General features: G+C 67.7%; 3 protein-coding genes. All 3 read left to right on the forward strand.

The annotated features are described in order from the left end of the window. Positions 1-4,681 (forward strand): amino acid adenylation domain-containing protein (locus VFZ66_08275; GenBank protein ID HEX6289174.1); only part of this gene is annotated, 4,681 nt, incomplete at its 5' end. Between the two features lie 47 nt (positions 4,682-4,728). Continuing rightward, positions 4,729-11,679: an SDR family NAD(P)-dependent oxidoreductase gene (locus VFZ66_08280; GenBank protein ID HEX6289175.1), complete on the forward strand. Its 6,951-nt coding sequence runs from the start codon at positions 4,729-4,731 to the stop codon at positions 11,677-11,679. After that, the coding region (locus tag VFZ66_08285) for a condensation domain-containing protein (GenBank protein HEX6289176.1) at positions 11,679-13,466 on the forward strand (1,788 nt) is incomplete at its 3' end. The genes VFZ66_08280 and VFZ66_08285, both read left to right, overlap by 1 nt.

Below are 13,466 nucleotides of genomic sequence, written 5' to 3' on the forward strand. Positions count from 1 at the left end.
GCTGCACGTTATTCCCGATGCGGTCAAGCTCGACAGCCGCGCCCTGCTGCGCTACCTCGACGCGCACGCGATCCACCTGCTCGACGCCGTGCCCTCCTATATGCACGCCGTGCTCAATGAGGTCGCGCCGGAGCAGCCCCCGAACGGGCTGCGCTACCTGCTGATCGGCGGCGAGAAGCTGGAGCAGCGCTTGCTCCAGGCGGTCTTCGGCCAGATCGGTCCAGCCGTCGAGATCGTCAACATCTACGGCCTGACCGAGATCAGCGACATCAACGCGCTCGGCGTGCTGCGGGCGAGCGACCTGGGCAAGCCGATCACGGTCGGGAAGCCGTTGCAGAACAACCGGATCTACATCCTCGACCAGCACCAGCAGCCGCAGCCCATCGGCATCGCGGGCGAGGTCTGTGTGGCAGGCGCGAGCGTCTCGCGCGGCTACCTGTTCCGCCCGGAGCTGACCGCCGAGCGCTTCGTCGCGTGTCCGTTCGAGGATGGCGCGCTGATGGTCCGCACCGGCGACCTGGGCCGCTGGCGCGCCGATGGGACGATCGAGATCCTGGGCCGCATCGACCATCAGGTCAAGATTCGGGGCTTCCGCATCGAGATCGGCGAGATCGAGGCGGTGCTCTGCCAGCATGAGGCCGTGCATGAGGCCGTGGTCACGCTGCGCGAGGACACGTCGCCCGCAAGCGGGCACCCGCAGAAGCGCCTGGTGGCGTACATTGAACAAAAGAACAAAAGAACAAAAGAACAAGGGGACGAGATCGAAGCCGTCCCGACGCGCGCCCCCGGACCTGTGACCCCTGATTTCCGCGCCTACCTGAAGGATCGATTGCCCGACTACATGGTACCGAGCGCGTTCGTCTTTCTGGACACGCTGCCGAAGACGCCCAACGGCAAAATCGATCGCAGGGCCCTGCCCGCGCCGGAGCTAGCGGCGGAGCTGGACGAGTGCTTCGTCGCGCCGCGCAATCCGATCGAGGATCTGCTGGCGAGCGTCTGGGCCGATGTGCTGGGCGTGGAGCGGGTGGGCACGCGCGACAACTTCTTCGAGCTGGGCGGCCACTCGCTGCTGGCGACGCAGATCGCCTCGCGGGTGCGCGAAGCGTTCCAGGTGGAGCTGCCGCTGCACACGCTGTTCGAGCTGCCGACGGTTGCCGAGCTGGCAGAGCAGATCCAGAGGGCACGACGCAGCGCCAGCCACCTGCAAGCGCCGCCGATCGTGCCGCTGGCGATGGACGAGCCGCTGCCGCTGTCGTTTGCGCAGCAGCGCCTCTGGATTCTCGATCAGCTGGAGCCGGGCAACGTGGCGTATAACATCCCGGCGGCGCTGCGGCTCACGGGTCCGCTCGATGTGCTGGCGCTGGATCGGAGCCTGAGCGAGATCGTGCGGCGGCATGCGGTGCTGCGCAGCACGATTACGGCGACCGATGGCGTGGCGGCGCAGGTCGTCGATCCGTTCTTTAGCCTGCTGCTGATGCCGCTCGATCTGCGCGCGCTGCCAGCCGCCGACCGGCAGGCCGAGGCGGAGCGGCTGATCGTCGAGGAGAGCCAGCAGCCGTTCGATCTGAGCTTCGGCCCGCTGATCCGGTGTACGCTGCTGCAGCTCGACGATCGGGAGCATCTGCTGCTGCTGACGCTGCATCACATCGTCGCGGATGGCTGGTCGCTGGGCGTGCTGGTGCGTGAGCTTGAGACGCTCTACACGGCGTTTCTTGAGGGCCTGCCAGCGCCTTTGCCCGATCTGCCGATCCAGTACGGCGACTACGCGGCCTGGCAGCGGCAGTGGTTGCAGGGCGAGGTCCTCGATCGGCAGATCGACTACTGGAAAGCGCAGCTTGCCGGTGTCGGCGTGCTCGATCTGCCGCTGGATCATCCGCGACCGCCCGTGCGCACCTTCCGCAGTGGACGCCAGACGCTCACGATCGAGCGCGCGCTGACCGATCGGCTGGCGGCCTTCAACCGGCGGCAGGGCGTCACGCTCTTTATGACGCTGCTGGCGGCGTTCAAGCTGCTGCTGCATCGCTGGAGCGGCCAGACCGACATCGTGGTCGGCTCGCCGATCGCGGGCCGGACCCGCGCCGAGACTGAAGATCTGATCGGCCTGTTCCTCAACACGCTGGTGCTGCGCAGCGATCTTTCCGGCGATCCCGGCTTCGTGGAGTTGCTGCGCCGCGTGCGCGAGGTCTGCCTTCAGGCGTACGCGCATCAGGACGTGCCTTTCGAGAAGCTGCTCGAGGAGCTACAGCCGGAGCGCAACCTGAGCCACACGCCGCTGTTCCAGGTCTTCTTCAACATGCTCAACTACCCGTACCGGCACTGCGAGCTGCCAGGCTTGCAGCTTGAGGTGCTGGCACCGCCCGACATCGGCGCGAAGTTCGACCTGACGCTGTACGTCGAGGAGCGCGACGCGGGCATTTTCTGCGATCTGGTCTATAACGCCGATCTCTTCAGCGAGGCGCGCATGGCGGCGCTGCTCGATCAGTTCCAACACCTGCTGGCGCAGCTTGTCGCGCAGCCGGAAACGCCGATCGGCGCGTACACCCTGGTGACGACCGCCGCGCGCGCGTATTTGCCCGACCCGACCGTCGCGCTCGACGGCGGCTGTGAGGGCGTGGTACACGAGCTGGTGGTCAAGCAGGCGCGGCAGACGCCGGAGCGGATCGCGCTCATCGATCCGCACACGCGCTGGACGTACGCCGAGCTTGAGACGCGCAGCAACCAACTGGCGCACGATCTGCTGGCTCACGGCATCCGGCGCGGCGAGTGCGTGGCGATCTACGGCCATCGCAGCGCGGCGCTGATCTGGGCGCTGCTGGGCGTCCTCAAAGCGGGCGCGGCCTTCACGATCCTCGATCCGAGCTATCCCGCCGCGCGGCTGATCGATTATCTTCAGGTGGCGTGGCCCAAGGGCTGGCTGCAACTGGCGGCGGCAGGCCCGTCGCCCGACGCGCTCACCGACTACGTGGCGACGCTCGGCTGTCGCTGGACGCTTGAGCTGCCGCGCCGCGCCGACGAGCTGCCAGATCGCCTCGCGAGCCGCCCGACGAGCGATCCTGACGTGGACGTTGTGCCCGACGATCTGGCGTATGTCGCGTTTACCTCCGGCTCGACGGGCAGGCCCAAGGGCATCCTCGGCACACATCGTCCGCTGGTGCATTTCCTGGCGTGGCATCGCGACACGTTCGGCTTTGGCGCGGCGGATCGCTTCAGTATGCTCTCCGGCCTGGCGCACGATCCGCTGCTGCGCGACATCTTCACGCCGCTGATCCTGGGCGCGACGCTCTGCATTCCCGATCCCGACGCGCTCAACACGCCGGGCTACCTGCGCGCCTGGATGCAGCAGCAGGCGGTCACGGTCAGCCATCTGACGCCGCCGCTGGGCCATCTGCTGAGCATCGCGCCGCACGCCTCGGATGCATCGAATGGAGCCGCGTCGCTGCCGGACCTGCGCTACGTCTTCTTCGGCGGCGACGTGCTGACGCGGCATGATGTCGAGCGCGTACATCTGATCGCGCCGGACGCACAGCTCGTCAACTTCTACGGCGCGACCGAAACACCGCAGGGCATCGCGTACTACGTCCTGCCGCAGCCGCAGCCCGACATGGCGGCTGATGCGGGCGATCAATCCAAGGCGATCGTTCCGCTTGGCCGTGGCATCGCCGACGTGCAACTGCTGGTGCTCAACGCGGCGCGGCAGCCTGCCGGTGTCGGCGAGCTTGGCGAGATCTTTGTGCGCACGTCCTACCTGGCGCGCGGCTACAGCGACGATACCGCCCGCACCGATGAGCGCTTTATCGCCAATCCCTTCACCGGGTGCCAGCAGGGGCGCCCGGCATGGGCACCCGGCGTGCCCGGCGATCGGCTGTACCGCACCGCCGACCTGGGGCGCTACCTGCCTGACGGCAACGTCATGTTCGCCGGACGGGCCGACCAGCAGGTCAAGATTCGGGGCTTTCGGATCGAGCCGTCAGAGGTCGAGGCGGCGATCGAGCGGCATCCCGCCGTGCGCGAGGTGGCCGTTGTGGCACGCGAAGACGTGCCGGGCGAGAAGCGGCTGGTGGCGTATGTCGTGCCGAGCACCGCGAAGGCCGGGGGGGGTGCCCTCTGGGCCTGGGAGTCCCCCATGCTTTCCTCCCCTGCTCCCACTGCGGCAGGAGCGGAGGCTGGTGGTGAGGGCCGCGCCGCGACACGCGAAACCCGCGAGCTACGCAGCTTTGTTCAAAGCCTGCTGCCTGCCTACATGGTGCCGAGCGCGTTCGTGGTGCTGGATGCGCTGCCGCTCACGCCCAACGGCAAGCTCGATCGGCGGGCGCTGCCCAGGCCGGAGGACCAGCGCTCACCGGCGGCGCGTGTGCTGCCCCAGACCGAGCTCGAGCGGTCGATCGCCGCGATCTGGCAGGAGGTGCTGCACGTCGATCGGCTGGGCGTCGACGATAATTTCTTCGACCTGGGCGGCAGCTCCGTGCATATCGTACAGGTCCACAGCAAGCTCCGCGACCTCCTTCAGCGCGATATGCCGGTCGTCGAACTGTTCAAGTATCCGACGGTCGGCGCGCTGGCGAAGTGGTTGAGCCAGGGTCCCAACGCCCGGCCTTCCTTTGAAGAGATCGATGATCGGGTGCGCAAACAGCATGAGGCGCTGGACTGGCAGCGGCAGTTGCGCGCCGACCTCGACGAGTAGCGATGGACGATCGATGGTCATTGCAGGTCAACGAGAGGAGATAGATCATGAGTGACGGAAGCACATATCATCCGTCAAGAAGCATTGCGATCGTCGGGATGAGCGGGCGCTTTCCGGGCGCGCGCAACATCGAGCAGTTCTGGCGGAATCTGTGCGCTGGTGTTGAGTCGATAACCTTTTTCCAGAATGACGAGCTGGAGCCGTCGCTCACGAGTCCTGTCGATCCCGATACGCCGAACTTTATCAAAGCCGGGCCGATCCTCGACGATGTCGAGTCGTTCGACGCGAGCTTTTTTGGCTACACGCCGCGCGACGCCGAGATCATCGATCCGCAGCACCGCCTGTTTCTGGAGTGCGCCTGGGAGGCGCTTGAGCACGCCGGATACGACTCCGAGCAGTACAAGGGCTGGATCGGCGTGTACGGCGGCCTGGGATTGCCGAGCTACCTGCTCAATAACCTCTACCAGAACGATCAGATCCGGCTGCTGATGGCCTCCGGCGGCACGCTTCAGCTCTCGACGGCCAACAACGTCGACTATCTCTCGACGCGCGTCGCCTACAAGCTCAACCTGAAAGGGCCGAGCATCACGCTGCAAACCGCCTGCTCCACGGCGCTGGTCGCGGTGCATCTGGCCTGCCAAAACCTGCTGAGCTACCAGTGCGACATGGCGCTGGCCGGGGGCGTCTCGGTGCGCGTGCCGCAGTACGACGGCTACTGGTATCAGGAGGGCGGGATCATGTCGCCCGACGGCCACTGCCGGGCCTTCGACGAGCGGGCACAGGGCACCGTCTTCGGCAGCGGCGTGGGCATCGTCGTGCTCAAGCGGCTGGACGAGGCGATCAAGGACGGCGATACGATCCACGCGATCATTCGCGGCTCGGCGGTCAACAACGACGGCGCGCTCAAGGTCGGCTTTACCGCGCCCGGCGTGGATGGTCAGATGGCCGTGATCGCTATGGCCCAGCGCAGCGCCGGAGTCGATCCCGCGACGATCAGCTACGTCGAGGCGCACGGCACCGCCACGCCGGTCGGCGATCCGATCGAAGTCTCGGCGCTGACCCAGGTCTTTCGTTCGCGCACCGAGAAGAAGCACTACTGCGCGCTCGGCTCGGTCAAGACCAACATCGGCCACGCCAACACCGCCGCCGGGATCGCGGGCCTGATCAAGACGGTGCTGGCGCTCAAGCATGGCGTGATCCCGCCCAGCCTGCACTTCGAGCGGCCCAATCCCAAGATCGACTTCGAGAACAGCCCGTTTTTCGTCAACACCGAGCTGCGCGAGTGGCAGAGCGATGGCGACACGCCGCGCCGCGCCGCGCTCAACTCCTTCGGCGTCGGCGGCACCAACGCCCACGCGGTGCTGGAAGAAGCGCCGCTAGTCGAGCCGTCTGGACCGTCGCGGCCCTGGCACCTGCTGACGCTCTCGGCCCGCAGCGAGACGGCGCTCGAAGCCGCCACCGACAACCTGATCGCGCATCTCAGACAGCAGCCCGACGTGCCGCTGGCCGATGTCGCCTACACGCTCCAGGTCGGTCGTCGCGCCTTCAACTACCGCCGCACGCTGGTCTGCCGCGACCGCGACGACGCGATCGGCGCGCTGGAGTCGCGCGATCCCAGGCGGCTGGTCAGCGCCTTCCGCGAGCAGCGCGACCGCCCGATCGCCTTTATGTTCTCCGGCCAGGGCGCGCAGTACGTCGGGATGGCCCGCGATCTCTACGAGGCCGAGCCGGTCTTTCGCGAGCAGGTCGATCGCTGCGCGGCGCTGCTGAAGCCGCGCCTGGGCCTTGATCTGCGCGATGTGCTCTATCCCAGCCCGGAGCGCACGGCGCTTGCCGAGCAGCGCCTGGGCCAGACGGCGGTGACACAGCCCGCGCTGTTCGTGGTCGAGTACGCGCTGGCGCAGCTCTGGATGAGCTGGGGCTTTCAGCCGCAGGCGCTGCTCGGCCACTCGATCGGCGAGTACGTCGCGGCGACGCTCGCGGGCGTCTTCTCGCTGGAAGACGCGCTGACGCTGGTCGCGGCGCGCGCGCGGCTGATGCAGCAGATGCCGGGCGGCGCGATGCTGACCGTGCCGCTGACCGAGCAGGAGGTCGAGCCGCTGCTCGGCTCAAACCTCTCGCTGGCGGCGATCAACACGCCGAACCGCTGCGTCGTCTCCGGCCTCGGCGACGCGATCGACGCGCTGGAGCGGCAACTGACCGAGCAGGGCTTGAGCTGCCGCCGCCTGCATACGTCGCATGCGTTTCACTCGAAGATGATGGAGCCGCTGATCGAGCCGTTCGTCAAGCAGGTCCAGCGCATCCGTATGCACGCGCCGAGCATCCCGTACATCTCGAACGTGACCGGCACCTGGATCACCGCCGAGCAGGCGACCGATCCGAGCTACTGGGCGACGCATCTACGGCAGGCAGTGCGCTTCGCCGATGGTGTGGGCGAGCTGCTGCGCGAGCCCGACCGGATCTTGCTTGAGGTTGGTCCCGGCCAGGCGCTCAGCACGCTGGCCCGCCAGCATCCGGGCAGGCACGCCACGCACGCGGTGCTCTCCTCGACGCGCCACCCGCAGGAGGAGCATTCGGATGTCGCGTACGCGCTCCAGACCGTCGGCCAGCTCTGGCTGGCAGGCGCGCGCGTCGAGTGGTCGCGGCTGTATGCGAGCGAGCGCCGCCTGCGGGTGCCGCTGCCGACCTATCCCTTCGAGCGGCAGCGCTACTGGATCAGCCCGTCGCCCGCGCCGGACGACGCGAAGCAGCGCGCTGCTTCGTTCGCCAAAAAGCCCGACATCGCCGACTGGTTCTATATTCCGTCGTGGAAGCGCTCGGTGCCGCCGGTATTGGAGCCGGGCGCGCTCGCCGAGCAGGCTAGCTGGCTGCTCTTTCTCGACGAGACGGGCGTCGGCGCGCAGCTAGCGCAGCGTCTTGAGCGCGCGGGACAGACCGTGACGACGGTCACGGCGGGCACGCGCTTCGAGCAGCGCGACGATCGAGCCTACGCGCTGAATCCGGTGCAGGCCGAGGACTACCAGCAGTTGCTCGCGGCGCTGGACGCGGCGGGCGCAGCGCCGCAGACGATCGTCCATTTGTGGAGCGTAACGCCGCCGGGAGCCGCCGTGCCTGAGCAGGTGCGCGACCGCAGCTTCTATAGTCTCTTCTTTCTGGCGCAGGCGCTGGGCGCGCGCGACACGTCCGCGCCGATCTCGATCAAGATCGTCTCGAACGAGCTGCACAAAGTGACCGGCCAGGAGACGCTCTGCCCCGAAAAAGCGACGCTGCTGGGGCCGTGCAAGGTGATCGGGCAGGAGTATCCCAACCTGCGCTGCCAGAGCATCGACGCGCTGATGCCGCCGCCCGGAACGATTCAGGAGGCGGAGTGGATCGACCAACTGCTGGCCGAGTGCGCCACGCCGACGACCGAGACGGTGATCGCCTACCGCGACGACGAGCGTTGGGTGCAGACCTTCGAGGCGGTGCGGCTCGGCGAGGCGATTCCCGGCAAGAACCGGCTGCGCGAGCAGGGCGTGTATCTGATCACCGGCGGCCTCGGTGGGATCGGGCTGGTGCTGGCGGAGTACCTGGCGCAGACCGCGCAGGCCCGGCTGGTGCTGACCGGACGCTCGGCCTTTCCCGATCGTGACGAGTGGCAGCCGTGGCTCGACTCGCACGGCGAGCAGGACGGCACCAGCCAGAAGATTCGCCAGCTTCAGGCGATCGAGGCGCTCGGCGGCGAGGTCCTTGCAGTGCGCGCCGATGTCGCCAGCGCCGACGATATGCGCGCCGCCGTGGCGCAGGCTGTCGATCGCTTTGGCGCGCTGCACGGCGTGATCCACTCGGCGGGCATCGCGGGCGGCGGTCTGATCCAGCTCAAAACGCCGGAGATGGCGGCGCGGGTGCTCGCGCCCAAGGTCACGGCGCTGCGCGTGCTCGAATCGGTGCTGGCAGATGTCAATCTCGACCTGCTGGTGCTCTGCTCCTCGACGACGGGCGTGATCGGCGGCATCGGGCAGGTGGACTACTGCGCGGCCAACGCTTTTCTCGACGCCTTCGCGGCCTACTACGCCGCGCGCTACGGCAGCTACAGCGTGTCGATCAACTGGGATGCCTGGCAGGAGGTCGGGATGGCCGTGAATGTGGCGGCCTCCTACGGCCTGACGACGGCGCAACGCAGCTTCCAGAAGGAGCTGGCCCATCCGCTGCTCGACCGGCGGATCGAGAAGCCGAGCCAGGAGACGTATCTGACCGAGTTCAACGGCCCCAGCCATTGGGTGCTGTCGGAGCACAAGATTATGGGCGTGCCCGCGATCCCCGGCACCGGCTATCTGGAGATGGCCCGCGCCGCGTTCGAGCAGCGCGCGCAGGGCCGCCCGATCGAGCTGCGCGATGTCTTCTTTATGTCGCCGCTGATGGTCGCCGAGGACGAGCACAAAGAGGTGCATACGATCCTTGAGGGCACCGGCGATAGCGCCGAGTTCCGCGTAATCAGCCGCGCGGCGTCCAAAGATGGCGGCGAGCCGACCTGGCAGGAGCATGCGCGCGGCAACGTGGGCGTCGCGACGGACGCGCCTGGAAGCTATCAGGTCGATGCGTGGATCGAGCGCTGCGGCGGCCAGGCGATCGAAGTGTCCGAGGAAGAGGTCAGAAAGGCCGAGCGCTTCGTCTACTGGGGGCCGCGCTGGATGAGCCTGAAGCGGGCCTATGCCAGCGAGCGCGAGGGCCTGGCGGTGCTCGAAATGCCGCCCGCGTTCGCCGACGATGTCGCCGAGTACGGCCTGCATCCGGCGCTGCTCGACGTGGCGACGGCCTTCGGCAATGGCCTGGCGGGCCAGGGCGAGAGCTACCTGCCGCTCTCCTACGGCAGCCTCACGGCCTACGGCGCGCTGCCCGGCAGCGTGTACAGCTATGTCCGCTACAAGCCCGACGCCGACGATAGCCGCGAGACGATCTCCTTCGACATCACGATCGTTGATCAGCAGGGCGCGGCCCGGGTGGAGATTCGCGATTTTACCATGCGGCGAGTATCACAGTCGGCGACGCGGCTGCGCGAGACGGCGGAGAGCAAGCGCGCGGGCGAGAGCGTCCCGGCGGCTGCGGCGACCAACGGCAGCCAGAGCGCTTCGGTCGTCACCGGCATTCTGTCGAAAGAGGGCGTCGAGGTGTTCAAGCGGATCATGTCGCGCAGCAGGCTGCCGCAGATCGTCGTGTCGACCCGCGATCTGCATATGGCGATCGAGCGCGCCAGCTCGATCGGCGAGTCGCGCATCGTCGAGGCGATCGATCAGGTCAGCCAATCGCGGCCAGCGCATCCCCGGCCCAACGTGCAGACGCCGTTCGTCGCGCCGCGCAGCGAAACCGAGCAGTGGCTCTCCACCGTGTGGCAGGCAGTGCTCGGCATTGAGCAGGTCGGGATCTACGATAACTTCTTCGAGCTGGGCGGCGACTCGGTCCTGGCGCTTCAGGTGATCGCCAAGTCCAAAGACCTGGGCGCGCAGTTGACGCCCGCGCAGCTCTTCCAGCATCAGACGATCGCCGAGCTGGCGGCGGCGATCAATCCCGGCGATCTTCCAGTCGTCGGTCACGAGCTAGCGGCAGGGCCGCTTCCGCTGACGCCGATCCAGCGCTGGCTCATGGAGCGGCAGATCGCCGCGCCGCAGCACGCCAGCCAGGCGATGCTGCTTGAGGTGCCGCCCGATCTCGACGGCGCGCTGCTGGCGCAGGCCGTCCGCCATCTGATCGACCACCACGCGGCGCTGCGCACGCGCATCGAGCTGACCTCCGACGGCTGGCAGCAGCGCGTGGCGGAGCGCGAGGAGCATCCGGTCTTCAGCGCGATCGATGTCTCGAACATCTCGCCTGAGGCGGCGCGGGCACAGATGCAGGCCGAGGCGGCGGCGCTTCAGGCCAGCCTCGATCTCCAACATGGGCCGCTGCTGCGCGTCGCGCTGTTCTACGCGGGCACCGCTCAGCCGGCGCATCTGCTGCTGGCGATCCATCAACTGGTTGTCGACGCGGGATCGTGGCCGCTCGTGCTGGCGGATCTGTGGACGGCGTATCGCCAGCTCAGCCAGGGCGCGGAGGTGGCGCTGCCGAGCGGCACCGCGCCGTTTAGCCGCTGGGCCGCTCAGATCGCGGAGCTGGCGCGCTCGCAGGACGTGCTCGACGAGCGGCGCTACTGGCAGACGCTCGACGCCGAGGTTGTGCCGCTGCCGCGCGATCTGGCAGCGCCCGATAGCGCCAACACCCAGAGCACCGCCGCAGCCGTGCGTGTCGCGCTCGACGCCGATACAACGCGGGCGCTGCTCGATGACGTGACCGATGCGTATCGCGCGCAGGTGTCCGATCTGCTGCTGACGGCGCTGGTCAACACGCTGGCTCGCTGGTCCGGAGATACCGGCCTGCTGCTCGATCTGCACGCCGATGGCCGCGACGCGCTCTCCGGCAGCGTGGATCTGTCGCGCACGGTCGGCTGCTTCACCACGCGCTACCCGCTGCGGCTGCCCTACGATCCCGCCGATGAGCTGAGCGCGGCGCTCAAGACTGTGAAAGAAGCCCTGCGGCGCGTGCCAGATCAAGGGCTTGGATACGGCCTGCTGCGCTATCTCAACGCGGATACCGCCGATTGGATGCGCGCGCTGCCGTCGCCTGAGGTGAGCTTCAGCTATCTGGGATCGCTCGACGCGCGCCTGCCATCCGACGCACCCTGGAAGCTTGATGGCGGAGATGTTGGACCGCTGCACAGCCCAGGCGATCGGCGGCCCTATCTGCTGGCGATCGAGGCGCGCATCGTCGGCGGCTGCCTTGAGCTGGAGTGGAGCTACAGCAGCGCGCTGCATCAGCACGCCACGATCGAGCGCCTGGCGCGTGCGTGTGTCGAGGCGCTGCAAACGATCGTCGACGAGTGCCAGTCGCCCAGCGCCGAGGCGTTCACGCCCTCCGATTTTCCATTATCCGGGCTCGACCAGGAGACTCTGAACCGATTCTTGAGCAATGTTAGGAGCCGCTCGTAATGGGCCACGATAACATTCAGGATATTTACAAACTATCGCCGATCCAGCAGGGCCTACTCTATCACAACCTGTACGCGCCCGAGTCAGCGGTGTACTTCGAGCAGTTTAGCTGGAGCGCGCCGGGCTCGCTGAACATAGAAGCGTTCGAGCGCGCCTGGCAGCATGTCGTCAACCGGCATCCGATCTTGCGCACGTCGTTCTTCTGGGAAGATCTTGACGAGCCGCTTCAGCTTGTCCATCGTCGGGCGACGCTGCCGATCGAGCACCACGATTGGTCGGGTTGTCCGCCTGAGGAGCTGCCGCAGCGCTTGGCCGAGTTCCTGCGGGCCGATCGCCAGCGTGGGTTCGAGCTGACCGAAGCGCCGCTGATGCGTCTGAGCATCACCCATCTGCCCGATGAGCAGTACCAGATCACGTGGAGCTACCACCACCTGCTGCTGGATGGCTGGTCGGTGGCGCTGACGCTGGAGGAGGTCTTTGCCTCCTACGAGGCGCTGCGCCAGGGCCAGACACCGCGCCTGCCAAATCGTCGGCCCTACCGCGACTATATCCAGTGGCTCGGCAGGCAGGATCTCTTCGCGGCGGAGGACTTCTGGCGCGAGACGCTGCGCGGCTTTGTCGCGCCGACGCGGCTGCGGATCGAGCGGGAGAGCGCGGCGGGCGAGGACTATGCCGTGCAGGTGCTCTATCTCTCCCAGGCGGCCACGACCGCGCTGCAAGCGCTGGCCCGGCAGCATCGCGTGACGCTCAACATCCTGGTCCAGGGCGCCTGGGCGCTGCTGCTCAGCCGCTACAGCGGCGATTCCGACATCGTCTACGGCGTTACCGTGGCCGGGCGTCCAACGGAGCTGACGGGATTCGAGGGCATGATCGGCGTGTTCATCAACACGCTGCCGGTGCGCGTCCAGCTCAGACCCGACCAGCGGTTGCTGGACTGGCTTCAGGACTTGAACGCGCAGCAGGTGGAGCTTCGCCAGTACGAGTATAGCCCGCTGGGGCAGATCCAGGGCTGGAGCGACGTGCCGCGCGGCACGCCCTTGTTCGAGAGCATCGTCGTCTTCGAGAACTATCCGGTCGAAACCTTCGGGCGGCAGGGCAACGCCCAGGTCTTCCAGCGCACCAACTATCCGCTGACGATCGTCGCCGAGCCGAGCGCCGAGCTACGGCTGCGCATCGGCTACGAGCCGCAGCGCTACGACCACGCCGCGATCGAGCGGCTGCTGGAGCAGCTTCGGATCATGCTGGAAGGCATGGCCGAGCAGCTCGACCGCCCGCTGCGCGATGTGGATTTTCTGGCCGAGGCCGAGCGCCACACGCTGCTGGTGGAGTGGAACGCCACGGCGGCGGACTATCCGCAGGACGCCTGCCTCCATACGCTGATCGAGCAGCAGGCACAGCGCACCCCCGACGCCGTCGCCGTCGTCTTTGAGGCGCAGCAGCTCACCTACGCCCAGCTCAACGCCCGCGCCAACCAGCTCGCCCACCACCTCCGATCCCTCGGCGTCGCCCCGGAGCAGCGCGTCGCCGTCTGCCTGCCCCGCTCCGCCGATCTGCTCGTCGGCCTGCTCGCCATTCTCAAGGCCGGCGGCGCCTACCTGCCCCTCGATCCCGCCTATCCCAAGAGCCGCCTCGACTTCATGCTCAGCGATGCCGCGCCCGTCGTCGTGCTCACCGAGGCGCGCGTCGCCGACCGCCTGCCCGCCACCACCGCCCAGGTGCTCGTCCTCGACCGCGCCTGGCCGACCATCGCCGCCTGCGCCACCAGCAACCCCGATGCCGCCCGCGCG

The sequence above is a fragment of the Herpetosiphonaceae bacterium genome (assembly GCA_036374795.1).
In the GTDB taxonomy this organism is placed as follows: domain Bacteria; phylum Chloroflexota; class Chloroflexia; order Chloroflexales; family Kallotenuaceae; genus LB3-1.